Genomic DNA, 22,808 nt, shown 5'->3' on the forward strand with positions numbered 1-22,808 from the left:
GGTGAGACGACGGTCACGCTGGAGAACTTCGTCGTGAACCCGGGCTCGTCCAAGCTCTACGGTGACGTGCTGGTCAACGGCAAGGTCGCGGTGAACAACGCGTACCTGTTCTCGCTGCACGGTGGCACGCTCAAGCCGCTGCAGCTCGAGGGTGACAACGCGATCCTGACCGGCACCACGGTGCACGTCTCGGGTGACGCCGCGAAGCTGCTCAACAGCACCTTCAAGACCGACGCCGTGAAGTCCGGCCTCCTCGTCGGCACCGCCACCATCACCGCCAAGATCAAGTAACACCCCCGCACGTCGCACCCCCGTCCCGGCCGTCCCGGGGCGGGGGTGTCGTCGTCTCAGTGCTCGTCGTCTCAGTCGGCGCTGTCCGGATCTGAATCGTCGGGGCCGATCGCGGCGTCGACGCGAGCACTGACGGACCGCAGCGTGTCCGCGTCGGTCCCCACGGGCCTCCAGAACAGGTCCTCGAGCGCACCGGTGTGCGCACGGATGCCGGCGAGCACCGCGCGGCGACCGTCCGGGGTCATCTCCACCCAGCTGCCCCGTCCGTCGGTGGGGCAGTCCGCGCGCTCGACGAGGCCCCGCGCCACCATGCGCGTGACCTGGTGGCTGACGCGTGACTTCTCCCAGCCGATGCCGGCCGCGATGTCGCGGACCCGCAACCGGTGGTCCGGCTCGCGGTGCAGTCCGATGAGGATCTCGAACTCGGGGATCGAGATGCCTGCGCCGTGCTGCACGGCCTGGTCGAGCGCTCGGTCGAGGCGTCGCCAGACGTCGTGGTAGGCGTCCCACGTCGCCCAGTCGTGGCCCTCGGCGCCCTCGTTCGACATGGCGTCAGCGTATCGACCTCCGGACGCTTCGACGGCATGATCATCCGCTCGGATGACTCGCCGGTGGCGCACGGCTCGCTCCGAGGTGCGGTCGGTGGCGCAGCATACGATCGGTGCATGCCGAGCGCCCGACTGCAGGACTGCACCGACGACGCCGTCGCCCTCGTGCGGCGGTGGCTGGCGGCGTCCGCGGGGACGAAGCCCGACGCGGGGGCGGTCCGTCTGGCCGAGGCCCTGCGGGACGACCGGGGGCTGGACTTCACGCGCGGTCTCGTCGACAAGGTGATCCGTCCCGAGGACCCACGCGTCGTGGCCCGCAACCTCGAGCAGGTCAGCCGCGACGTCCCGGACTTCCTGTCCTGGTCCCTGCGCGGCGCGGTGACGCTCGGCGGCGGGTTCGCGACCATGGCTCCGTGGGCCGTGGTGCCCACGGCGCGGAAGATCCTGCGGCGGATGACCGGGCACCTGGTGGTCGACGCCACCGACGCGAAGCTCGGGCCCGCCCTCGCGAAGGTCGGCGGCCCGGGTGTGGTCGTCGACGTGAACCTGCTCGGCGAAGCCGTGCTCGGCAGCGCGGAGAGCGACCGACGGTTGCAGGCGACGATGGACCTGCTGGCGCGTGACGACGTCGACCACGTGTCGATCGGCGCGCGGTCGGTCGTGCCGCAGATGTCCGCGTGGGCGTTCGACCAGACCGTCGAACGGGTGGTGGACCGGCTCGTACCCCTGTACCGGCTCGCCGCGTCGTCCCCGACCGCGAAGTCCGTCACGCTCGACGCCGGGGACCACCGCGACCTCGACGTCACGCTCGCTGCGTTCCGGACGCTCCTCGACCGCGACGAGTTCCTCGGGCTGGACGCCGGTGTGGTGCTGCAGGCGTACCTGCCCGACGCCGCCGGCGCACTCGATTCCCTGACCGCCTGGGCGCAGCAGCGGCGTGCCCGTGGCGGTGCGCCGATCACGGTCCGACTCGTCAAGGGCGCCTCGCTCGCGACGGAACGGGTCGACGCGATCCTGCACGGGTGGCCCCTCGCCACGTGGGGGTCGAAGCAGGAGACCGACACCGCCCACCTCCGGCTGCTCGACGCCGCCCTCACGCCGGAGCGCATCGACGCGGTCCGGATCGGGGTCGCGAGCCACAACCTCTTCACCCTCGCGACGGCGTGGACCCTCGCCCAGCGCCGCGGCGTCACCGACGGCGTGCACGTCGCCGTGCTGCTCGGGATGGCGTCCGCGTCCGCCGACGCCGTCCGCGCCGACGTCGGACGGGTGGTCGTCTCCACCCCGGTCGTGCACCCCGACCAGTTCGACGCCGCGATCCCGTACCTCGCCCGGCGGCTGCAGGAGAGCGCCAGTCCGGACGGCTTCGTCGCCGCGGCGGGCGACATCGGTCAGGACGAGAGCGTCTTCGAGCGTGAACGCGGCCGGTGGCTCGCGGCGGTCGCGGCCCTCGACGCTCCCGGTCCGGTGCCGGCCACGAACCGGACGCAGGACCGCCGTGCCCCGATCGGCGACCCCGTGCACCGCGACGCCTTCACGAACGCACCCGACACCGACCCGTCGACCGCCGCGAACCGCGAGTGGGCGATCGACGTGCTCCGGCGGGTACCGCGCTCGCAGCTCGGTGCGCAGACGATCCGCGGCTCGAAGGTCGCCGACCGGTCGAGGCTCGAGCGCATCGTCGCCCGGACGGCGCAGGCCGGGGTGAACTGGGGACGGCAGGACCCGTCCGACCGTGCCGAGCTCCTCGACCTCATCGCGCACGAGCTCGAGACGCGGCGTGCCGACCTCATCGAGGTGTCGGCGGCGGAGACGGGCACGACCTTCAGCGAGGCCGACTCCGACGTGAGCGCCGCGATCGACTCCGCCCACCACGCCGCCGACAGCGCCCGGCGGCTGGCCGTGCTCGACGGCGACGGTGCCCGGTACGTGCCGCCGCGCCTCACGGTCGTGGCGCCGACGTGGACGTCGCCCGTCGCGAACCCGGCCGAGGGCGTGTTCGCCGCACTCGCCGCGGGCAGCGGGGTCGTCCTGAAGCCCGCGCCCCAGGCGAAGCGCTCCGGGGCGGTGCTCGCCGACGTGCTCTGGGACGCCGGGGTCCCGCACTCCCTGCTCCAGCTCGTCGACCTCGACGAGGACCAGCTCGGCCGCGACCTCATCGCGCACCCCGCGGTCGACCGGATCGTCCTCACGGGCTCGGCCGACACCGCACGTTCCTTCCGCTGGTGGCGGGCAGGTCTGCCGCTCACCGGTGCGACGAGCGGCAAGAACGCGATCGTCGTCACTCCCAGCGCGGACCTCGACCTCGCCGTGCAGGACATCGTCCGGTCGGCGTTCGGTCGCGCCGGGCAGCAGTGCTCCGCGGCCTCGCTGGTGATCCTCGTGGGGGCGGTCGGCGAGAGCGAGCGCTTCCGCCGACAGCTCGTCGACGCCACCCGAACCCTGCGTGTCGCCTGGCCGGACGACCCGACGGCGCAGATGGGGCCGCTCATCGCCGAGCCCGAGGGCACGGTGCGCTCCGGGCTCACCGAGCTCGGCCCGGGGGAGTCCTGGCTGGTGCAGCCGGTCCCGCTCGACGACTCCGGCCGGCTGTGGTCGCCGGGGATCCGCGACGGTGTCCGGCCCGGCAGCGACTTCCACCAGACCGAGTACCTCGCCCCGGTCCTCGGGATCATGCGCGCCGACACCCTCGATCAGGCGATCGCGATCCAGAACGGCACCGACCACGGGCTCGCCGCCGGCCTCCACTCCCTCGACACCGACGAGGTCGCGGACTGGATCGCCGGGGTCCGCGCGGGCAACCTGTCCGTCAACCGCGGCACCACGGGCGCGATCGTCCACCGGCAGCCGTTCGGCGGGTGGAAGCGCTCGTCGGTCGGCACCGGGACGAAGCCCGGCGGCTCGATGTCCGTCGCGACGCTCGGCCGGTGGGAGCCCACGCCCCGGACCGTGCACAAGAGCATCCAGCTGCACGGCCTGCCACCGCGGGTCACCGCCGTGATCGAGGCGGCCCGCAGTGGCCTGTCGTTCGAGGAGTTCGACCAGGTGCGCGCCGGTGCACTGAGCGACGTCCGTGCACGCGAGTCCGAGTTCGGCGTGGCGCACGACCCGGCCGGGCTCGTCGTCGAGCGGAACGTGCTGCGCTGGCGACCGCAGTCCGTCATCGTCCGGCAGGCCGAGGGCGCCTCGTCCGGCGACCTCGTGCGCGTGCTGGCCGCCGCGACCGCCGCCCGGGCCGACCTGCTCGTGAGCACGGCCCGGCCGCTCCCCGGACCGCTCACGCAGCTGCTCGCGTCGAGCCGATCGCCGCTGCACGTCGTCGACCACCTGGTCGAGTCGGACGACGAGTTCCTCCGCCGTGCCGCCTCCGGTGACCTGTTCCGGCCGGACTGGTCCTCCGGCGACGAGGTCGAGCAGGATGCGCTCGACGCCGTGCTCGCCCAGGGGCAGGACCGCCCGGCGCACACGGCGTTCGGCGGACCCGGCGCCCGGATCCGGCTCGTGGGCGGTGACCCGCTCGCGCTCGAGGAAGCCCTGGGCGCCAGCGTCGACGTGGCCATCCACGACGCCCCCGTGGTCGAGGCCGGGATCATCGAGATGCTCCCGTTCCTGCGCGAACAGACGGTGTCGATCACGGCGCACCGCTTCGGTGACCTCGACCCCGACCTCGCGGAGCTGCATGTCTGACGTCGATCGCACCCTGCACGCCGAAGGGCTCTTCAACGCCCGCGACCTGGGCGGGCTCCCGCTGCGGGACGGCGGGACGACCCCGTCCGGGCACGTGTTCCGGTCCGAGAACGTCGACCGCGTGAGCCCCGCCGGCTGGCAGGCGCTGCGCGACGCGGGGGTCCGCACGGTCGTCGACCTGCGCGCGCCGTGGGAGACCGAGAAGGACACCGGTACCCGGCCGGACTGGGTGACGACCGTCGTCATCGACCACGACGGACTCGACGCGGCTCCCGCGTTCTGGCAGGCGTACTGGGAGACCGGGCTCGTCGGTACACCCCTGTACTACGGCCCGCACCTCGCCGAGTTGCCGGAGCGCACCGGCTCCGTCCTGCGTGCGATCGCCCGAGCCGAACCGGGCGGTGTCCTCTTCCACTGCGCGGGCGGACGCGACCGCACCGGGATCATCGCGCTCGTCCTGCTGTCCCTCGCCGGCGTCGAACCCGAGGCGATCGTCGCAGACTACCTCGTCACGATCGACAACGCCCCGGCTCTGCTCGCCTCGATCGGGGTCCCCTCGAACGAGGCGAAGATCGAGGCGCTGTGCGCCGAGCACGGCACCACGGTCGAGGGGGCGTTCCGCGCGGCCCTCGCCGCGTTCGACGTGGACCGGTTCGTCGAGCGTGCCGGTCTCGACGCAGCCGACCTGGAGGCGCTGCGCACCTTCCGCGCGGACGTCGCCTGACCGACGGGGACCGTCCGGGGACGCGCGCGGTGGCGTCCGACGGGGCTCAGTCCTCGGTGTCGCCGGCTTCCTCGTCCACGACGCCGGTCTCGTCCATCCGGTCACGGAGGTGATCGGCCATCGCTCCGGCGCCCTCGCCGGCGTGGTCGTGGTCGACCTGCTCGATGAGGCCGTGCAGCTTCTCGTGGTTCGTCGCCTCGGTGGCGCCGTCCATGACGGGCTCGGTCTGTTCGTTGTCGCTCATGGCACGGACGCTACGCCGCGGCTGGTGGGCGTCAGGCGTCGGTGCGCGCATCCTGGCCGACGGAGTGCGGGTCCGTGTCACCGGCCGCCGGTGTCGACCGGTAGTGCAGTTCGACCGCGCCGCCCACGAACGGCGTCGTGCCGACCAGTTCGAACACCGGCGTGGGGGCGGCCACCGGCAGCAGGGGCGCACCGGCGCCGAGCGCGATCGGCATCACCGTGACCCGGAGCTCGTCGAGCAGCCCGGCCTGCTGGTACTGCGCCGCGAGCAGGCCACCGCCGACGACACACACGTCGCGGTCGCCCGCCGCCCGCTCGAGGACCGGCTGGTGGTCCGCGACCGATCCCGAGACGAAGTGCACCTCGGCGCCGTCCGGCACGGGCAGCTCGCGCGTGGTGAACACCCAGGTCGGCAGGTCCGGGTACGCCCAGGTGTCGTCGTGGGCGAGCAGCCACTCGTACGTGGTCGACCCCATCACGAGGGCGCCGACGCCCGCGAAGAAGCGGTCGTGGTGTTCCTGGAACGGCTCGAAGCCGAACTGCAGCAGCCAGTCGAGGTCGTCGCCGGGCGCGGCGACGAACCCGTCCAGCGAGGACGCGACGGAGTAGGTCGTGCTCATGCCCGGGACGCTACCGAGCACCTCCGACAGCACGTCGTCCGCTGCCGACGGCCGCGCACTCGGCGATCACCAGCACGAGGGAGATCCCGAGCTGGCCGAGGGCGAACCGGCGCCGCCGCCGGTCCGCGACGGCCAGCGGCACCATCGTCAGGCCGTGGAGGGTGTCCACGACCGCGCTGAGCGTGTGTGCGTCGGGCGTCCCGGCGCGGCCGACCAGCCCCGCCTGGGCGAGCTGCCGCGCCGCGAGCACGACGTCCAGCACCGGCTGCCCACCACCCCGTGCCGCCCGGACCGCGTGCCCGATCCCCACGGCGGCCCGGAAGGCCTCGACACCGGAGCCCGACGTCATCGTCGTCGTCCCGCCGCCAGCGCCACGGCTCCCGCCGCACCGGCCAGCACCGCGCCGACGATCCCGTTCCCGAGCCGGCGGTGTTCCACCCACCAGGTCTGCGGCGACCAGGCGTGCGCGGTGTCGTCGAACACCCCGTGCGCCCCGTGGTCCCCTGGAACCGGTTCGTAGAGGTTCACGCCGATCGCCGACCCGTCCTTCTCGGGGTCCTGCTGCCCGGACACCAGCGTCTTCGCGGCGTACCAGTCCGCGAACCGCCCGCTGATCCGGTTGCCGAGGATCGTGTAGACCGTCGACTCCCCGACCCAGGTGCGGCGACGGGGCCGCTCGGCCACGGCGGCGATCGCCCGTGCGCCGACCTCCGGCTGGTAGATCGGTGCGACCGGCTGGGGCTGGTGCGGCAGCTTCGACTTCACCCACTGGAACTGGATGGTGTTGAGCGCGGGCATGTCGACGCGGGAGACCTGCACCTTGCTGTTCTGCTCGAGGAGCTCGGAGACGACCGACTCGGTGAACCCGACGATCGCGTGCTTCGCCCCGCAGTACGCGGCCTGCAGCGGGATGCCCCGGAAACCGAGGGCCGAACCGACCTGGACGACCTGCCCGCGGTCGCGCGGGACCATCCGGGACAGCGCTGCCCGGGTGCCGTTCACGAAGCCGAGGTAGGTCACGTGCAGTGCGCGCTCGAAGTCCTCGGGTGCGGTGTCCATGAACCGTCCGAACACGCCGACCATCACGCCGTTGACCCAGAGGTCGATCGGCCCGAGCTCCTGTTCGACGCGGTCCGCGGCTGCCTCGACGGCCTCCCGGTCGGACACGTCCGCGACCAGTGCCAGCCCTCGTCGTCCGGCCGCCTCGACCTCGGCGACCGCGGCCTCGACCCCGTCCCGCCCCCGCGCGAGCACGGCGACGTCCCACCCCCGCGCGGCGAGCTCCCGCACCGTCGCCCGTCCCAGTCCTGCGGAACCACCGGTCACCACTGCCACTCGAGTCATGGCTCCCTTGTACCTGCGGTCGACCGTGCACCACTCAGCCGCTGTCCCCCGGAGCGACGAGCGCCGCACCGACCGGCCATGATGGCGGTGTGGACACCGGAGACGCCCCAGCGGAGGACGCACCGCCCGGCTGGGTCCTCAGCACGCCCGTCCGGCCGAGCGAGGTCTGGACCTTGCCGGCCCTGACGCTGGTCCTCGCCGGCGCGCACGTCTTCTTCGGCATCGCGTTCGGCGGGCTGTTCGCCCTCGTCGTCGGGGTGTCGGCCGCGGTCGTCACGACGGTCGGCGCCGTGGCGTTGTTCGTGGCGAACCGGCGTGCGTACGACGAGCAGACCGTCGAGGCCTCCTGGCGCTGCCACGTCACGCGGGTCGTCGTCGCGGTGACGGTCGCCGCCGTCCTCACGATCGCGACCGTGCTCGTCGGGGTCCCGTTCGGCCTCTTCCTCGCGGCGGTGGGACTCCCGATGCGGTACGCCACGGCGCGCGCCGTGCCCCGCGTCGACCACCTCGCCGTTGCATGGGCCCTCGTCGTCGTGGGGACGTGCGGCGCGGTCCTCGCCGCGGTCGCCCTCACGGTCGACGGCCTGTCGAGGGCCCAGAGCGCGTCCTGGATCGCGAGCGGCGTCTTCGTCCTCGTCTGGTCGGCACTGGCCGTCCACCAGTTCCGCGCCGCGGCCCGGGCGACGCCGGACCTGCCGTGGTCCGGCGTCAGCGCCCGAGACCGAAGCGCGTCGTGACCCCCGGCGAGTAGAGCACCGAGTCCGGTTCGAGCGAGGCCAGGCCGAACGGGAGTCCGGCCGCACCGATCAGGTCGTCCCGCAGCGACACGACCGAGGCCCGGTGGAGCGGCCACGGCTCGTGCTCGTTCGGCCAGAACCGGGTCCGGCCGGCTCGGTGCACGTGCATGCCCCACCGCGCGGTCAGGAAGGTCTCGAGGGCCGTCGGCTCGGTCACCTCCGTACCGACCCGCACTTCGACGAGGGACCGCAGGTGCGTCCCGTGTCGTCGCATCGCGTACCCGACGCGGCCGTCGCCGTTCCGCGTCTCGGCATCGGCCCACCAGTACGGCAGACCGGTCGCGACGCGCGCGCCGATCGTCGGCAGGAGCTTGCCGGCGTCGAGCGACAGGAACACCACACCGTGCCGCCCTTCGTCGTCGATCGTGTAGACGCGGACGTTCACCTCGACGAAGTCCCCGATCCTCCCCGTCGAGATCGGCGGGAACCGGGTGTCCTCGAACCGGAACGCGATGAGGCCGACCCACGTGGTCGCCCCGTCGTCGGTGCCGTCCGCAGTGAGGGTGTCCGGCCGGGTCCCGGCGGGGAGCAGTGGCGCCACCGCCGAGACGTCGACGCGCCAGTGCACGAAGACGACGTCGAGCCAGTCCTGCGAGATCCAGGGGCGTCCGTTCAGTCCGGGGGCGACGGCCTGGAGGCGCGGTTCGCCCCCGGCGGGCACGGCCGCGGTCACGAGGTGGTCGCCTCCGGGGCGATGTGCCCCGCCACGGGCGCGTCGTCCCACCCCTGCTGCGGGGTGTCGCAGGTCCCGCGGAACACGTACTGCGACGGCCGCTTGCGCTCGCTCGACGTCCAGTCGATCGCGGGACGCCGGCGTTCGGGCGGCAGGTAGCCGATCCGGTAGACGGCCATCAGCTCGAGCGACTCGGGGACGTGGAGCAGTCCCTCGATCTGCTCCCACGCCCCGGGGGTCTCCATCGGGAAGGACACGAACTGGATGCCGAGGCCGAGTTCGGTGGTGGCGAGCCAGATGTTCTCCATCGCCGCACCCATGCTGAACACCGAGTAGAAGCCGGAGAGCTCCTCCTTCCGGTACTCGTGCCGGTCGAGCAGCACGCCGAGCAGCAGCGGCGACCCGGCGACGAGCTTCCGGTTCTCCTCACCGAGGGTGTGCGGCACCCGCAGTGTGTTCATGAGCAGCTGCCCGCGCTTCGTGAACACCTGCTTCGTGAAGGGCTTGAGCGGTCCGGGGAGCTTGTCGAACAGCATGCCGTCGCGCCGCTCGTCCATCTCGGCCTGGGAGAACCGGAAGTACGGCTTGTACCGCTCGAAGAACGTCCCCTCGGCCATGGTCCGGGTCATCGACGAGCCGCTGATCTCGGCGACGCGGTCGATCGTGTCGCGCTCCTCGACGAGGACGAACCGCCACGGCTGGCTGTTGAGCTGCGACGGTGCCCGGCCGGCCAGCTCCATGAGCAGCCGCTGGTGCTCGGGCGACACGGGGTCGGGGAGGAACGGTCCGTTGGTGGTCCGCCGGCGTCTGATGGCCTCGAAGAGCTCCACTGCTCACCTCTCTGCTCGGCGGCCCGCGAGCAACGCCCCCAGGTAGGACGGCGCCGCGGCGACCGCGACTTGCCAGTGTGCTCCGGAGCGCGGGTTCGTGCGTGGTGCGACCGCGAGCGGCACGAGCGCCGGGAGCAGGAAGAGCGCCGATCGGCCTCGCGTCCAGACCGGGGTGGTCGCCGCGACACCGGTCAGCGTGGCGGTCACGACGAACAGGCCGTGGTGGACGACGCGCAGCTTCCTCGTCCGGATGAGCCGCACGGCGACGGCGGTGCCCCAGGCGCAGTTCGCGACGTAGGCGACGCTCGCAGCGGTGACCAGCCGGCGGGCCGTGCGCGAACCCGTGGGAGGCGATCCGTGCCTCCTGGCCGCCATCAATCCCATGTGCGGGACGTTACGCGGTCTCGCGACTGACCAGCTTGGAGAGCACGATCGCGGACCGCGTGTGGTCCACCTGGGGTGCGAGGCGGACCTTGTCGAGGGCTTCCTCGAGCGCGGAGAGGTCCTTCGATCGCATGTGCACGACGGCATCGGCGCTGCCCGTGACGGTGCCGGCGTCGATGACCTCCGGCACGCTGTCGAGCAGGGTGCGGAGCTCGTCGGGGGAGACCGTGCCGCGGCAGTAGAGCTCTACCCAGGCCTCGGTGCCGCGGTCCTCGACGGCGGGGTCGACCTTGATCGTGAAGCCCTGGATCACGCCGTCGCCCACCAGCCGGTCGACGCGACGCTTCACGGCGGAGGCCGAGAGTCCGACCACCGACCCGATGTCGCCGTAGCCGGCGCGGGCGTTCTCCCGGAGTTGATCCAGGATGCGGTGGTCGAGCGAATCCATTGCACCCATGGTACGCGGACTTCTTGCACGCCCGGTGGGCTCGGCGCACGAAACGTGCGTCACCCGAACGGGTGCCACTGACCCGCAGTGTGGGGGACTGCACGTGCTGGACGGTGTGTGCGAGGATCGACGCGGCGTCGACCTGGTCCGCTGCGGTGAGTGAGCCTGCATCTCGCCGGAGCTCTTCTTCAGTGGTGGTTCCTGGCAGGCTCGGGCCCCGGTCCCTTCTCAGGAGGACTGATGTCGAACACCGCACCCTCGACCACCGATGCACCGGCCCGTACCGCCACCAAGCGGACGATCCTGATGTGCAAGCCGACGCACTACACGGTCAGCTACCGGATCAACCCGTGGATGCACCCCGAGGACCCGACCGACACGTCGAAGGCCGTCGAGCAGTGGCAGTCCCTCGTGGACGTCTACGAGCAGCTCGGCTTCGACATCTCGTACATCGAGCCGATCGAGGGCCTGCCGGACATGGTCTACGCGGCCAACGGCGGGTTCGTGCTCGACGGCGTCGCGTACGGCGCGAAGTTCCAGTACCCCGAGCGTCAGCCCGAGGGTCCGGCGTACATGGACTGGTTCCGCAGCGCGGGCCTGACGGTGGCCGAGCCCGAGGAGACGAACGAGGGCGAGGGCGACTTCCTGCTCATCGGGAACACCATCTTCGCCGGCACCGGCTTCCGCTCGGACAGCACCTCGCACGAGGAGCTCGCGCGCATCTACGGCCGCGAGGTCGTCACCCTGAAGCTCATCAACCCGAGCTTCTACCACCTCGACACGGCGATCGCGGTCCTCGACCCGGAGCCCGCCGCGGACGGCACGTCGAACATCGCCTACCTCGAGAGCGCCTTCGACGAGCCGTCGCTGGCGATCCTGCGCGAGCGCTTCCCGGACGCGATCATCGCCACCGAGGAGGACGCTGCGATCCTCGGCCTGAACTCCTACTCCGACGGGTACAACGTCGTGATCGCCTCGCGCGCCACCACGTTCGCGTCGCAGCTCCGCGAGAAGGGCTACAACCCGATCGGCGTCGACCTGTCCGAGCTGCTGCTCGGCGGCGGCGGCGTGAAGTGCTGCACGCTCGACCTGCACCCCGTCGGCACCGGCACCTCGGTCGCGCGATGACGGCCTCGTCGCTCGGTTCGCGGACCGCTGCGGCGCTCGCCGTCGAGGAACGCTCCCTCGCCCACAACTACAGCCCGCTGCCCGTCGTCATCGCGTCGGGCGACGGCGCGTGGGTCACGGACGTCGACGGCAAGCGCTACCTGGACGGCCTCGCCGCCTACTCCGCCGTGAACTTCGGTCACGGCAACCCGCGGCTGCTCGACGCCGCGCGGGCGCAGCTCGACCGGGTCACGCTGACCTCGCGTGCGTTCGTGAACGACCAGCTCGGGCCGTTCGCCTCGGCGCTCGCCGCGTTGACCGAGACCGACATGGTCCTGCCGATGAACACCGGTGCCGAGGCGGTGGAGTCCGCGATCAAGGTCTCCCGTGCCTGGGGCTACCGCGTCAAGGGCGTCCCCGCCGAGCGCGCCACGATCATCGTCGCCTCGGGGAACTTCCACGGTCGCACCACGACGATCATCTCGTTCTCGGACGACCCGTCGGCGCACGACGACTTCGGGCCGTTCACGCCCGGTTTCCGCACCGTGCCGTACGGCGATGCCGCTGCCCTGCGCGAGGCGATGGACGAGACCGTCGTCGCGGTGCTGCTCGAGCCGATCCAGGGCGAGGGCGGGGTCGTCATCCCGCCTCCGTCCTACCTGCCGGACGTCCGGGCGATCTGCGACGAGTTCGGCGCCCTGTTCGTCGCCGACGAGATCCAGTCCGGGCTCGGTCGCACCGGCCACACCCTCGCCGTGCAGCGCGTCGGGGTCCGCCCGGACCTCATCACGCTCGGCAAGGCGCTCGGCGGCGGGATCGTCCCCGTGTCCGCCGTGGTCGGTCGGCGTGACGTGCTGGGCGTCCTGCGTCCGGGCGAGCACGGGTCGACCTTCGGCGGGAACCCGCTCGCGGCGGCCGTCGGCTCCGAGGTCGTGGCGATGCTCGACGAGGGCACGTTCCAGCAGCGGGCGCTCGAGGGCGAACCGCTGCTGCGCGGGCTGCTCGACGACCTGGTCGGCTCCGGGGTCGTCTCGCACCGGGTCGCCGGGCTCTGGGCGGGCATCGACATCGACCCCGCGCTCGGCACGGGCAAGCAGATCGCGCAGGACCTCGCCGACCGTGGGGTGCTCGTGAAGGACACGCACGGGTCGACGATCCGCTTCGCGCCGCCGCTCGTCGTGACCGACGACGAGGTGCGCCTGGCGATCGGCGCCCTCGCCGAGGTGTTGCGCGCGCGGTAGTTCGCTTCGTGAGCAGAAATGGTCGGGTGCCCTCGGGCGACCCGACCATTTCTGCTCACCAAACGCGGCGACGCCGGGCGCAGCGCGCTGCAGCGCCCCGCCCGTCACACCGCCCAGCGCGCCGCCAGCTCGTCCATCAGGGCGTCGAGCCGCTCGTCGACGACCTGCGCGTCGGGGTTCGCCTCGTACCAGGCGATGACCTCGCGCACGCCCTGCCGGTAGGGCGTCCGCGGCCGGTACCACGGCACGAGCGACCGGACCTTGCTGTTGTCGAACACCGAACTGTTCGCCTTGTCGCCGAGGAGCGCCGCACCCCACTCCGGGTCCACGGCGTTGATCGCATCCGCCGGCACGTGCACGATCTTCAGGTCTTCGACGCCTGCTGCCGCTGCGATCTCGTGCGCGATCTGGTTCCACGTCGGCGCCTCGTCGCTCGTGATCGTGAACGCCTCGCCGATCGCCTCGGCCCGGTCGAGCAGCCCCGTGAACCCGACCGCGAAGTCCCGGCTGTGCGTGATCGTCCACAGCGAGCTGCCGTCGCCCGTGATGATGATCGGCTTGCCGGCCCGCATCCGCGCGACCGCGGTCCAGCCGCCCGTCAGTGGGAGCTTCGTCTCGTCGTAGGTGTGCGACGGCCGGATGATCGTCACCGGGAAGTCCTGCTCCCGGTACGCCGCCATCAGCAGCTCCTCGCACGCGATCTTGTCCCGCGAGTACTGCCAGTACGGGTTCTTCAGCGGCGTCGACTCCGTGATCGGCAGGTGCGTCGCCGGGGTCTGGTACGCCGAGGCGGAACTGATGAACACGTACTGCCTGGTCCGCCCGGCGAAGAAGTCGACGTCGGACTGCACCTGGTCCGGCGTGAAGGCGATCCAGTTCACGACGACGTCCCAGTGGCGGTCGCCGACCACCTCCGCCAGGGCGCTCCGGTCCGAGACGTCGGCCTGGAGGCGCGTCACACCCTCCGGGATCGGCCTGCCCCCGGTGGTCCCCCGGTTGAGCACGGTGACGTCGAACCCCTGCTCGACGGCTTCGCGGACACAGGAGGCGCTGATCACCCCGCTGCCGCCGATGAACAGCACGCTGGCTCCCGACATGGACGCTCCTTCGCTCCCGGCGGTGCACCACTGCACCGCAACCCTTCCGATCCTGCACCTACCTGTCGGGACGGGCGCGGAGCACGGCTCGGAGCGAGGTGGTGTCCGCCGCCCACGCCGCCGCGTGCGGGCTGATCCAGCCGAGCAGCTCGAGCGCGTAGTCGTGGTCCCGCTGCAGGTCACGTGCGTGGATCGGTTCGTGGTGCGCCGCCCGGTTCCGCACGAAATGCAGCTGCTGCAGTCGGCCACGTACCTCCCGTTGTCGCGTCAGGGAGTCCGCAGGTCCGTGCGGGAACGCCCGGTGGAGCGCGGGTGTCCACAGCGCGGTCAGGTACCGCGACTCGACGAGGTACCGCCAGAACCCGAAGCCCAGCTCCGCGATGACGCGTCCGTGCACTTCGTCGCGCCGTCCGTCTCGACTCGCCCGAGCCCGTGCCTTCGCCAGGTCAGCGCGTCCGCGAGCGTCGAGCGGAGCGACGTCGAACCATGGTGCCCCGGTGCGATCCGCCGTCCAGGCGCGGAGCTCCTGGTCGAGTGCGTTGCGAGCGACCACCTCGACGACGCCGGTGAGTTCCATGACCGACGCCGCGGCTCGCATGTTCCACTCGTACAGCCGCAACGCGCCGGTCGAGGACCCCGTCCGCTCGGTGTACGAACGGAGCCGGTCGGCCGTGATCAAGCGCTCGAGCTCGTCTTCCTGCATCACACCCCTGTCTGCTACCGTTGTCCACGAAGACCCCGGAACGATCACTGGCCCAGGCCACATCGCCGGGGTTTCGTCTTTGCCCATCGCGCCTGAAACATCAGCGTACAGTCACTGGCTCGCACGGAGGTCCCGAGGACTACCGTCGCCGACGGAGCCGCACCGACGCGGCCACGACAGGAGTGACACGCACATGGAGTACCGCTACCTCGGCAACTCGGGCCTCAAGGTCTCCGAGATCACCTACGGCAACTGGCTCACCCACGCCTCCCAGGTCGAGAACGACGCGGCGATCGCCTGCGTCCGGGCAGCGCTCGACGTCGGCATCTCGACGTTCGACACCGCCGACGTCTACGCCAACACCGGTGCCGAGACCGTCCTCGGCGAGGCACTGAAGGGGGAGCGACGCCAGTCCCTCGAGATCGCGACGAAGGTGTTCGGGCCGACCGGACCCAAGGGGCACAACGACACCGGCCTGAGCCGCAAGCACATCCTCGAGTCGATCAACGGTTCGCTCGAGCGACTGCAGACCGACTACGTCGACCTCTACCAGGCACACCGATTCGACTACGAGACCCCGCTCGAGGAGACGATGATGGCGTTCGCCGACGTCGTTCGGCAGGGCAAAGCGCTCTACATCGGCGTGAGCGAGTGGACGGCGGAGCAGCTCCGCGCGGGGCACGAGATCGCCGACGACCTCGGCGTCCAGCTCATCTCGAACCAGCCGCAGTACTCGGCGCTCTGGCGGGTCATCGAGGGCGAGGTCGTCCCGACGTCCGAGGAGCTCGGCATCTCGCAGATCGTCTGGTCCCCGATCGCGCAGGGTGTGCTGACGGGGAAGTACCAGCCCGGTCAGCCGCTGCCCGAGGGCTCCCGCGCCACCGACGACAAGGGCGGCGCGAAGATGATCGAGCGGTTCATGCGCGACGAGGTGCTGTCCGCCGTGCAGGAGCTCGGGCCGATCGCCGACGAGCTGGACCTGTCGATGGCGCAGCTCGCGGTCGCCTGGGTGCTGCAGAACCAGAACGTGGCGTCCGCGATCATCGGCGCCTCGCGTCCGGAGCAGGTGCACGACAACGCCGGCGCTGCCGGGGTGACGATCCCCGCGGAGCTGCTGTCCCGCATCGACGATGCCCTCGGCTCGGTGGTCGAACGCGACCCGGCGAAGACCGAGGAGAGCAGCCCGAAGACGCGCGAGGCGTAGGTGCCCGTCCCAGGAGGCGCGGTGCGGGTCCGACCCGCACCGCGCCTCCTGGACGTGGTCGCGTCACCACCAACGCAAAAAGGCCCCCTACCGGAGTAGGGGGCCTTTCACCGTGGCTGGACACGGCATCGATCCGTGGACCTTTCGATTTTCAGTCGAACGCTCTACCAACTGAGCTATCCAGCCGTGGCGACCCTGACGGGACTTGAACCCGCGACCTCCGCCGTGACAGGGCGGCACGCTAACCAACTGCGCTACAGGGCCATGTTGTGTTGTGTTGTTCGGTAGTGCTCTGCTTGCTTGCTCACTCTGCGAGGAGTGACCCCAACGGGATTCGAACCCGTGCTGCCGCCGTGAAAGGGCGGTGTCCTAGGCCACTAAACGATAGGGCCGCAAGCGGTGCTTCGCGCTACCGATGGACAAGCATACGGATGCCTCCCGGGATTCACAAATCGAGCCGCTCCACCGCGGAATCCCCGGCGTGTCGCGGTGTCGCCGCCCGGGCGCAGGGCTTCACTCACCCTGGGGCACCAGGCCCCGATTCGTGCTGTCGATGTTCCGATGCGACCATCGTCGTCGGTCCTGTGCCCCTCGTGCGAGGGGGTGCGCGGGTGCGACACCTGTTGTTACTGTTGCGCTTGTTAACAGTGTTACGTGCGTGAGCCTTGCCGCGCTGTTACGAAATCGAGATGTATGTCGACCTCACCATCGCTGTCACTCCGCCCCCGTCCCCGCCGCCGCTTCATCGCCGCCGCGGTCGCCGTCGCGCTCACCGCCGGCACCCTCGCGGCCCTCGCCCCGGTGACGTCGGCCAGTGCGGCGTCGTACCCGAGCTGGTCGGACGTCGAGAAGGCCAAGGCGTCGAAGTCTGCCCAGCAGGCGAAGGTGACCCAGATCAAGGGGCTCATCGCCGACCTCACGGCGAAGGCCTCCGCGGCGCAGAAGTCCGCCGAGGCCGCCGGGACGGCCTACCAGACCGCGCAGACGAAGTACGACGACGCGACGCTGACCCAGAAGAAGCTGCAGTCCCAGGCGGACGACGCCGAGAAGACCGCGACCGCGTCCGAGGCGCAGGCCGGTCAGCTCGCGGCGCAGCTCGGGCGGGCGAGCGCGAACGACGTGACGACGGACATCCTCACGCACCCCACGAAGTCGGGTGACCTGCTGTACGAGCTCGGTGCGATGTCGAAGCTCAGCGAGCAGGCCGACGGCATCTACGCGCAGGCGTCGCAGGACCGCGGCGTGGCCCAGGGCCTCGCCGACAAGGCGGACCGCGCCAAGGAGGCCCTCGGCGACCTCGCCGACCAGGCACAGCAGAAGATGCAGGCCGCACAGACCGCCGCCGACCAGGCGCAGTCCTCCGTGGACGCCCAGGCGGACAACAAGGAGCGACTCGAGGCGCAGCTCACCCTGCTGACCACGAGCGAGCAGAACGTCGAGGCGCGCTACAACAAGGGCGTCCAGGTGGAGAAGGCCCGGCTGGCCCGCATCGCGGCAGCGGCAGCGAAGGCCGCGGCGACGAGCCAGGGCGGGACCGGTGGCGGTTCGCCGAACTCGTCCGGCTGGGTCCGCCCGACCGGCGGGTACCAGACGAGCCCGTTCGGCTACCGACTCGACCCGTACACGAAGAACTACGCCCTGCACGCCGGCGTCGACCTCGCTCCCGCCTGCTACGCCCCGATCTACGCGGCGGCGTCCGGCACGGTGACCTTCGCGGCGAACGGCGGCGGCTACGGCAACGAGGTCGTGCTCGACAACGGCGGCGGCATCTCGACCGCGTACGGGCACATCGTCGACGGCGGCACGCTCGTGTCGGTCGGCCAGCACGTCACCGCCGGGCAGCAGATCGCCAAGGTCGGTTCGACCGGGTGGTCGACGGGTTGTCACCTCCACTTCGAGACCCGGGTGAACGGTTCCGCCGTCGACCCGGTCCCCTTCATGGCAGCGCGGGGGATCTCGGTATGACCGTGTGCGCGCCCGAAAGGCCCTGAACGCCGTGAAGCACTCCGCTCGCACCCTGTCCTGTGGGATCGCGGTGGTGGCCGTCCTCGGGATCGGTCTCTCCGTCGTGATCGCCGGCCCGGCCCAGGCGGCACCGTCCGCCCCGAGCTGGGACGACGTGCGAGCGGCGAAGGCGGACACCGCCGAGGCCCAGTCCACCGTCGACGAGCTGAGCACCCGGCTGCAGACCCTGCAGGACGCTGCCGACAGCGCACAGGTCGCCGAGCTCCAGGCCGGTCAGACGTACGCCCTCGCGGCGTCGCAGCAGCAGGACGCGCAGGCCACCCTGGACGACCTCACTGCGCAGTCGAAGCGGGCGGAGCGGACGGCGGACGCCTCCGCGCAGCAGGTCGCCGGCCTCGTGGTCGAGCTGTCGCGCACCGGCGGCGGGGACCTGTCCGCGGCGATGCTCATCGACTCGCGGGACTCGAAGGACCTGCTCTACCGGGTCGGCACGATGTCGCACCTGTCCGAGCGGTCCGCGACCGTCCTCGCCCAGGCCCAGGCGGACCAGAACACCGTCGACGCGATCGCCGCGCAGCAGTCCGCCGCGACGAAGGCCCTCGCGAAGGCGACGGACACGACGAAGGCCGCCCTCGCCGAGGCGAACGACACCGCAGCGTCGGCGCAGGCACGCGTGCAGCGGGAGCAGGACCAGCAGGACGAGGTGCTGCAGCAGCTCGCGTACCTCAAGGGCACGAGCGTCGCCACCGAGGCCGCCTACTGGACCGCGCAGCAGGCGAAGCGGGCGGAGGCGCAGCTCGCGTCGACCACCGGTGGCTCCGGGGCGACCGCGGCCGCAGGCACCGGCACCGGCTCGGGTGGGGGTGCCGCGAGCAGCACGCCGAGCACGGGCGGCGGCACGAGCACCCAGCCGAGCGCCGGCGGCGGCACCAAGCCCAGCACCCCGACGACACCGTCGAAGCCCAGCACCCCGACCACCCCGTCGAAGCCGAGCACCCCGACCACTCCGACCACCCCGTCGAAGCCGAGCACGCCCACCACCCCGACGACCCCGACCGCGCCGAGCACCCCCTCGAAGGCAGCCGGCGCGATCGCCTACGCCCGAGCACAGATCGGCGACGCGTACCAGTTCGGCGGCGCGGGCCCGAACACGTGGGACTGCTCTGGCCTCGTGATGATGGCCTACAGCTCGCAGGGCATCGCCACCGGTGGGCACAACGTCGTCTGGCAGTACAACTACTTCAAGTCGATCGGGCGCCTCGTGCCGATGTCGCAGCGGCAGCCCGGCGACATCCTCTTCTACTCGTACAACGGCACCGTCAACGAGGCGTACCACGACTCGATCTACACCGGCAACGGCATGATGGTCGAGGCGGCGAACCCGCAGCGCGGCGTGCTCGAGCGGGCGATCTGGACCCCGGGCCAGCTGCTGCCCTACGTCGCACGGCCGAGCGGTTCGCTCTAGCCGCACGCATGAACGACGAGTGCGCACGAGGGATCGTGCGCACTCGTCGTCAGGCGGTGCAGTCCCGGTCGAGCCGGAACGGAACCGGGAGCGTCAGTGACCGGCGGGCACGTACGCGGCCTGGCCGGCCGTGACGATCGCCTCGGCCTCGGCGGCGTCGCCCCAGCCCTCGGCCTTGACCCACTTGTTCGGCTCGAGGTCCTTGTAGCGCTCGAAGAAGTGCGCGATCTCGGCCTTCGTCTGCTCGTCGACGTCCGAGATGTCCTGGATGTGCGCCCAGCGCGGGTCCTTCGCGGGGACCACGAGGACCTTCGCGTCGTTGCCGGCCTCGTCGCTCATCTTGAAGACGCCGACCGGGCGGACCTTGACGCCCACACCGGGGAACGTCGGGTACTCGAGGAGCAGCAGCGCGTCCACGGGGTCACCGTCGTCGGCCAGGGTCTTCTCGAAGAACCCGTAGTCGGTCGGGTACACGAACGAGGTGAACAGCACGCGGTCGAGGTACACGCGACCGGTCTCGTGGTCCACCTCGTACTTGTTGCGGCTGCCCTTGGGGATCTCGACGACGACGTCGTACGCGGCCATGTTGCGCTCCTGGTCTCTTTGCGGGAAGAAAGCGCGGCTAACGTTACCGGGTGAACACTCCGCGTCCCCGGCTCGACCCTGCGGTCGCCGACACCCGTCGCGCGGTGCGCTCCTTGCTCGCGCAGGCGCTCGACGAGGGCACGGTCCGCACCGGAGACCTCGTGCTCGTCGCGCTGAGCGGCGGACCGGACTCGCTCGCGCTCGCCGCGGCCACCGCGTTCGAGGCGCCCAAGCAGGACCTGCGAGCCGGGGCGGTGGTCGTCGACCACGCACTCCAGGCGGGGTCCGAGGCGGTGGCGAGCCGCGCCTCCAGGCAGGCGTCCGAGCTGGGACTCGCACCGGTGACCGTCCGTCGTGTCGCCGTCGGTTCCACGGGCGGTCCCGAAGCGGCGGCTCGGGAGGCGCGGCACACGTCGATCGCGCTCGTCGCGTCCGACGTCGGGTCACCCCTCGTGCTGTTCGGACACACGCTGGACGACCAGGCCGAGTCCGTGCTGCTCGGGCTCGCCCGCGGGAGCGGGCCGGACTCGCTGTCCGGCATGGCGCCGTTGACGCGGCGCGAGGCGGGGCCGGCCTACGGGCGGCCGCTCCTCGGCGTCCGTCGACACACGACGCGGCAGGCGTGCGCCGCCGCCGGACTCGCCCCGTGGGACGACCCGCAGAACGCGGACCCCGCCTTCGCGCGAGTCCGCGTCCGGAACGTGCTCCTGCCCGCGCTCGAACGCGAACTCGGCGCCGGCGTGCCCGAGGCCCTCGCCCGCACCGCCGACCAGCTCCGCGAGGACTCGGCCGCGCTCGACCACTTCGCCGAGGAGATGGCCGAGGACCTCGCCGAGCACTCCGAGGCCGGCATCTCGCTGTCCGTGCGGGAGCTCGCCGCCAACCCGCCGGCCCTCCGGCAGCGGCTCGTGCGGCTGGCGGTGGAGAGCGAGTTCGGCGTGACGCTGTCCCGCGTGCAGACGCTCGAGGTGTGCCGACTCGTCACCGACTGGAGCGGGCAGGGGCCGATCGACCTGCCGGGCGTGCAGGCGTCGCGATCGGGCGACCGTCTGGCCTTCACCGCCGGTTAGGCTGGGGTGGTGGAACTCTCCGACGTCCAGGCAGACCTGTCCGAAGTCCTCTTCACCCCCGAGCAGATCGACGACAAGCTCGCCGAGCTCGCCGCGGTGGTCGACGCCGACTACGCGGGGCGCGACCCACTGCTCGTCGGTGTCCTCAAGGGTGCCGTGATGGTGATGGCGGACTTCTCGCGCCACCTCAAGATGCAGGCGCGCATGGACTGGATGGCGGTGTCGTCGTACGGCTCCGGCACGAAGTCGTCCGGCGTGGTCCGCATCCTCAAGGACCTCGACACCGACCTGCACGGGCGGGACGTCCTCATCGTCGAGGACATCATCGACTCCGGTCTGACGCTGTCGTGGCTCAAGCAGAACCTCGAGTCCCGCGGTGCGGCGAGCGTCGAGATCGTCGCACTGCTGCGCAAGCCCGAGGCGGCCAAGGTCGAGGTCGACGTGAAGTACGTCGGCTTCGACATCCCGGACGCGTTCGTGGTCGGCTACGGGCTGGACTACGACGAGCGCTACCGCAACCTGCGCGGGGTCGGGGTGCTCGCACCGCACGTCTACAGCTGACGTCGCTGCGCCGGCGGTCGCTGCTGAGAGCTCCGTCACGACGGCCGGTTCCGTCCGCGAGATTGCGCCGATGGGGCTGACGTCACCGGCCGGCTACGAGGTGGGGACTGCGCACAGGATCACCGGCACCGCCGCGCCGGGCCTGCGGCTCGAGCTCGCCATCCCGTCGCTCGGTGTGTTCGCCGAGATCCCTGTGGCATCGAACGGGACGTGGTCCTTCACCACGCCGCAGATCGGCGGTGGCGTGCACGGTGTGCTCGTGTCGGACTCCGCGGACCCGGGCAACGACCTCTGGTTCGAGCTCATTCCGCTGCCGGTCTGATGATCTGGCCGCACGGCCCGCTCCTGTACGGAGCGGGCCGTTTCGTGCGCCGGGGCCGCGCTGCCGGGTCGCATAGCGTTCGACATACGTACATTTCACATACTTACGGTCGGAGCCTCCTAGTGAAAGGAGCTCCCGTGGGAGCATTCGTCAAGACCACCAAGGTGTGCGCTGTTGCTGCGCTCGGCCTCGGACTGTCCCTCGGCATCGCCGTCAGCGCCGATCCCTCGGCCGCGATCGCGGCGGCCGCACCAGCGTCGCAGGCGACGTCGTCGAGCATCATCGTCACGTCCCCGACCGAAGTCGACGAGAACACGCCCGTCGAGATCGCCGGCACCGCGCGGCCAGGTTCGACACTCCAGGTGTTCGGCCTCCCGGGCGAGTTCGTCACCCCGGTAGAGGTCAGTGATGACGGCACGTTCAGCCACCGTTCCGAGCGCGGTTTCGTCGCCGGTGTGCACACGGTCACCGTGTCGTCGGGCTACCTGGACTCGGTCGTCCTCGACATGCGCGTGCGCGGCGCCGACGGCACCGTCCCGGCGCTCATCCCCCTCACCGTCGACGAGCCGACCTACGTGCCCGGTCAGCGGCTCGTCCTCTCGGGGCGGGCGACCCCGGGGGCATCGATCCTCGTGACCGCTCCGTCGGCGAGCCTCGGGAGCACCGATGTCACCGTGCGGGACGACGGCACGTGGTCGTTCGTGTCGACCTTGCCCGTCCGCGGCACCGAGCACGAGGTCAAGGTCCGGCAGTCCGGTCCGGCGGGGACCGACTACAAGATCTTCACCATCACGGCGGATGAGCCGTCGTTCAAGCCGTTGACGGTGGATGCGCCGTCGTACGTGCCGGGGCAGAAGGTGCGTCTGTCGGGGACGGCGACGCCGAACGGTGCGATCAAC

24 protein-coding genes, 3 tRNA genes and 1 pseudogene are annotated in these 22,808 nt (G+C 71.4%); 13 read left to right on the forward strand and 15 right to left on the reverse strand.

From position 1 onward, the window contains the following. Positions 1–291, forward strand: a pseudogene (locus tag BM028_RS18665) (hypothetical protein); the annotation flags it as partial. 71 nt (positions 292–362) lie between these two features. On the opposite strand, the gene BM028_RS17960 reads toward BM028_RS18665, so the two are convergent. Further along, a complete protein-coding gene (locus tag BM028_RS17960) occupies positions 363–839 on the reverse strand; it encodes a MarR family winged helix-turn-helix transcriptional regulator (protein WP_092388582.1) in 477 nt (158 codons plus the stop codon). Between the two features lie 117 nt (positions 840–956). Here BM028_RS17960 and BM028_RS17965 point away from each other — a divergent pair, with 117 nt between their 5' ends. After that, entirely contained in the window at positions 957–4,526 is a 3,570-nt protein-coding gene (locus BM028_RS17965) for a proline dehydrogenase family protein (RefSeq protein ID WP_092388622.1), read from the forward strand. Next, positions 4,519–5,250, forward strand: coding sequence for a tyrosine-protein phosphatase (locus BM028_RS17970; protein WP_092388625.1), 732 nt, complete (start codon positions 4,519–4,521; stop codon positions 5,248–5,250). Before BM028_RS17965 ends, BM028_RS17970 begins: the two co-directional genes overlap by 8 nt. Positions 5,251–5,296: 46 nt before the next feature. Here the strand turns inward: BM028_RS17970 and BM028_RS17975 are convergent, their stop codons facing one another. The 4 genes from BM028_RS17975 to BM028_RS17990 are packed head-to-tail and all read right to left on the reverse strand — an operon-like array spanning position 5,297 to position 7,457. Then, complete coding sequence (locus BM028_RS17975) at positions 5,297–5,494, reverse strand: hypothetical protein (RefSeq protein WP_070417343.1); 198 nt, start codon at positions 5,492–5,494, stop codon at positions 5,297–5,299. A gap of 31 nt (positions 5,495–5,525) precedes the next feature. Then, positions 5,526–6,113 carry a dihydrofolate reductase family protein gene (locus tag BM028_RS17980; RefSeq protein WP_092388628.1) on the reverse strand — a complete coding sequence of 196 codons (588 nt, stop codon included), beginning with the start codon at positions 6,111–6,113 and terminating at the stop codon, positions 5,526–5,528. Between the two features lie 10 nt (positions 6,114–6,123). After that, positions 6,124–6,462, reverse strand: coding sequence for a hypothetical protein (locus tag BM028_RS17985; protein WP_092388585.1), 339 nt, complete (start codon positions 6,460–6,462; stop codon positions 6,124–6,126). Next, positions 6,459–7,457: an SDR family oxidoreductase gene (locus tag BM028_RS17990; RefSeq protein WP_092388588.1), complete on the reverse strand. Its 999-nt coding sequence runs from the start codon at positions 7,455–7,457 to the stop codon at positions 6,459–6,461. The genes BM028_RS17985 and BM028_RS17990 overlap by 4 nt, the downstream gene beginning before the upstream one ends. An 89-nt stretch (positions 7,458–7,546) precedes the next feature. Between BM028_RS17990 and BM028_RS17995 the strand changes: the two genes are divergently transcribed. After that, positions 7,547–8,194: a hypothetical protein gene (locus BM028_RS17995; protein ID WP_092388591.1), complete on the forward strand. Its 648-nt coding sequence runs from the start codon at positions 7,547–7,549 to the stop codon at positions 8,192–8,194. On the opposite strand, the gene BM028_RS18000 is transcribed toward BM028_RS17995, so the two are convergent. Genes BM028_RS18000 through BM028_RS18015 form a run of 4 tightly spaced genes read right to left on the reverse strand, consistent with a single transcriptional unit; the run spans position 8,166 to position 10,589 of the window. Beyond that, positions 8,166–8,927, reverse strand: a complete 762-nt coding sequence (locus BM028_RS18000) for a YqjF family protein (RefSeq protein ID WP_254803991.1) — start codon at positions 8,925–8,927, stop codon at positions 8,166–8,168. The genes BM028_RS17995 and BM028_RS18000 overlap by 29 nt on opposite strands. After that, entirely contained in the window at positions 8,924–9,757 is an 834-nt protein-coding gene (locus tag BM028_RS18005; RefSeq protein WP_092388594.1) for a nitroreductase family protein, read from the reverse strand. Before BM028_RS18005 ends, BM028_RS18000 begins: the two co-directional genes overlap by 4 nt. 3 nt (positions 9,758–9,760) lie before the next feature. Further along, positions 9,761–10,141 (reverse strand): hypothetical protein, encoded by a 381-nt coding sequence (locus BM028_RS18010; RefSeq protein ID WP_139219872.1) that lies wholly within the window; start codon positions 10,139–10,141, stop codon positions 9,761–9,763. Positions 10,142–10,151: 10 nt separating this feature from the next. Continuing rightward, positions 10,152–10,589, reverse strand: a complete 438-nt coding sequence (locus BM028_RS18015; RefSeq protein ID WP_070417337.1) for an Lrp/AsnC family transcriptional regulator — start codon at positions 10,587–10,589, stop codon at positions 10,152–10,154. A 240-nt stretch (positions 10,590–10,829) separates the two neighbouring features. Here BM028_RS18015 and ddaH point away from each other — a divergent pair, with 240 nt between their 5' ends. Then, positions 10,830–11,717: a dimethylargininase gene (ddaH, locus tag BM028_RS18020; RefSeq protein ID WP_071296506.1), complete on the forward strand. Its 888-nt coding sequence runs from the start codon at positions 10,830–10,832 to the stop codon at positions 11,715–11,717. Then, positions 11,714–12,937, forward strand: coding sequence for an ornithine--oxo-acid transaminase (gene rocD, locus BM028_RS18025; protein WP_092388600.1), 1,224 nt, complete (start codon positions 11,714–11,716; stop codon positions 12,935–12,937). Before ddaH ends, rocD begins: the two co-directional genes overlap by 4 nt. 104 nt (positions 12,938–13,041) lie before the next feature. On the opposite strand, the gene BM028_RS18030 is transcribed toward rocD, so the two are convergent. Both BM028_RS18030 and BM028_RS18035 read right to left on the reverse strand, forming a co-directional pair. Next, on the reverse strand, positions 13,042–14,034 hold the full coding sequence (locus tag BM028_RS18030) for an SDR family oxidoreductase (RefSeq protein ID WP_092388602.1): 993 nt from the start codon (positions 14,032–14,034) through the stop codon (positions 13,042–13,044). 58 nt (positions 14,035–14,092) lie between these two features. Next, positions 14,093–14,740, reverse strand: coding sequence for a hypothetical protein (locus BM028_RS18035; RefSeq protein ID WP_139219873.1), 648 nt, complete (start codon positions 14,738–14,740; stop codon positions 14,093–14,095). 190 nt (positions 14,741–14,930) lie between these two features. On the opposite strand from BM028_RS18035, the gene BM028_RS18040 reads away from it, so the two are divergent. Beyond that, positions 14,931–15,941: an aldo/keto reductase family protein gene (locus BM028_RS18040; RefSeq protein ID WP_092388607.1), complete on the forward strand. Its 1,011-nt coding sequence runs from the start codon at positions 14,931–14,933 to the stop codon at positions 15,939–15,941. 113 nt (positions 15,942–16,054) lie between these two features. Here the strand turns inward: BM028_RS18040 and BM028_RS18045 are convergent. The 3 genes from BM028_RS18045 to BM028_RS18055 all read right to left on the reverse strand — a co-directional run bounded on the left by BM028_RS18045 (position 16,055) and on the right by BM028_RS18055 (position 16,333). After that, positions 16,055–16,127: transfer RNA gene (locus BM028_RS18045), tRNA-Phe, on the reverse strand. 1 nt (position 16,128) lies between these two features. Then, positions 16,129–16,205, reverse strand: a tRNA-Asp gene (locus BM028_RS18050). Between the two features lie 55 nt (positions 16,206–16,260). After that, positions 16,261–16,333 (reverse strand) — tRNA-Glu (locus BM028_RS18055). Positions 16,334–16,634: 301 nt separating this feature from the next. On the opposite strand from BM028_RS18055, the gene BM028_RS18060 reads away from it, so the two are divergent. Next, complete coding sequence (locus BM028_RS18060) at positions 16,635–17,906, forward strand: M23 family metallopeptidase (protein ID WP_092388610.1); 1,272 nt, start codon at positions 16,635–16,637, stop codon at positions 17,904–17,906. Between the two features lie 31 nt (positions 17,907–17,937). Next, a complete protein-coding gene (locus BM028_RS18065; RefSeq protein WP_092388613.1) occupies positions 17,938–19,371 on the forward strand; it encodes a C40 family peptidase in 1,434 nt (477 codons plus the stop codon). Between the two features lie 93 nt (positions 19,372–19,464). Here BM028_RS18065 and BM028_RS18070 read toward each other — a convergent pair whose 3' ends face one another. Continuing rightward, a complete protein-coding gene (locus BM028_RS18070) occupies positions 19,465–19,956 on the reverse strand; it encodes an inorganic diphosphatase (RefSeq protein WP_070417329.1) in 492 nt (163 codons plus the stop codon). A gap of 50 nt (positions 19,957–20,006) precedes the next feature. Between BM028_RS18070 and tilS the strand changes: the two genes are divergently transcribed. The 4 genes from tilS to BM028_RS18090 all read left to right on the forward strand — a co-directional run. Next, complete coding sequence (tilS, locus tag BM028_RS18075) at positions 20,007–21,026, forward strand: tRNA lysidine(34) synthetase TilS (RefSeq protein WP_092388616.1); 1,020 nt, start codon at positions 20,007–20,009, stop codon at positions 21,024–21,026. A 9-nt stretch (positions 21,027–21,035) separates the two neighbouring features. After that, positions 21,036–21,587, forward strand: a complete 552-nt coding sequence (gene hpt, locus BM028_RS18080; RefSeq protein ID WP_070417327.1) for a hypoxanthine phosphoribosyltransferase — start codon at positions 21,036–21,038, stop codon at positions 21,585–21,587. 70 nt (positions 21,588–21,657) lie between these two features. Continuing rightward, the gene (locus BM028_RS18085) at positions 21,658–21,909 is read left to right on the forward strand and encodes a hypothetical protein (RefSeq protein ID WP_092388619.1); all 252 of its coding nucleotides are present in this window, start codon (positions 21,658–21,660) and stop codon (positions 21,907–21,909) included. 137 nt (positions 21,910–22,046) lie between these two features. Then, on the forward strand, positions 22,047–22,808 hold a 762-nt coding region (locus BM028_RS18090), incomplete at its 3' end, for a hypothetical protein (protein WP_139219874.1).

This window comes from Curtobacterium sp. YR515 (assembly GCF_900113095.1).
Taxonomy (GTDB): Bacteria; Actinomycetota; Actinomycetes; order Actinomycetales; family Microbacteriaceae; genus Curtobacterium.

Bases quoted from the DNA above. Each gene is read 5' to 3' on its own strand.
- BM028_RS17960 (WP_092388582.1), bottom strand. From the start codon at position 839: ATGTCGAACGAGGGCGCCGAGGGCCACGACTGGGCGACGTGGGACGCC.
- BM028_RS17965 (WP_092388622.1), top strand. From the start codon at position 957: ATGCCGAGCGCCCGACTGCAGGACTGCACCGACGACGCCGTCGCCCTC.
- BM028_RS17970 (WP_092388625.1), top strand. From the start codon at position 4,519: ATGTCTGACGTCGATCGCACCCTGCACGCCGAAGGGCTCTTCAACGCC.
- BM028_RS17975 (WP_070417343.1), bottom strand. From the start codon at position 5,494: ATGAGCGACAACGAACAGACCGAGCCCGTCATGGACGGCGCCACCGAG.
- BM028_RS17980 (WP_092388628.1), bottom strand. From the start codon at position 6,113: ATGAGCACGACCTACTCCGTCGCGTCCTCGCTGGACGGGTTCGTCGCC.
- BM028_RS17985 (WP_092388585.1), bottom strand. From the start codon at position 6,462: ATGACGTCGGGCTCCGGTGTCGAGGCCTTCCGGGCCGCCGTGGGGATC.
- BM028_RS17990 (WP_092388588.1), bottom strand. From the start codon at position 7,457: ATGACTCGAGTGGCAGTGGTGACCGGTGGTTCCGCAGGACTGGGACGG.
- BM028_RS18010 (WP_139219872.1), bottom strand. From the start codon at position 10,141: ATGGGATTGATGGCGGCCAGGAGGCACGGATCGCCTCCCACGGGTTCG.
- BM028_RS18015 (WP_070417337.1), bottom strand. From the start codon at position 10,589: ATGGATTCGCTCGACCACCGCATCCTGGATCAACTCCGGGAGAACGCC.
- ddaH (WP_071296506.1), top strand. From the start codon at position 10,830: ATGTCGAACACCGCACCCTCGACCACCGATGCACCGGCCCGTACCGCC.
- rocD (WP_092388600.1), top strand. From the start codon at position 11,714: ATGACGGCCTCGTCGCTCGGTTCGCGGACCGCTGCGGCGCTCGCCGTC.
- BM028_RS18030 (WP_092388602.1), bottom strand. From the start codon at position 14,034: ATGTCGGGAGCCAGCGTGCTGTTCATCGGCGGCAGCGGGGTGATCAGC.
- BM028_RS18040 (WP_092388607.1), top strand. From the start codon at position 14,931: ATGGAGTACCGCTACCTCGGCAACTCGGGCCTCAAGGTCTCCGAGATC.
- BM028_RS18060 (WP_092388610.1), top strand. From the start codon at position 16,635: ATGTCGACCTCACCATCGCTGTCACTCCGCCCCCGTCCCCGCCGCCGC.
- BM028_RS18070 (WP_070417329.1), bottom strand. From the start codon at position 19,956: ATGGCCGCGTACGACGTCGTCGTCGAGATCCCCAAGGGCAGCCGCAAC.
- BM028_RS18085 (WP_092388619.1), top strand. From the start codon at position 21,658: ATGGGGCTGACGTCACCGGCCGGCTACGAGGTGGGGACTGCGCACAGG.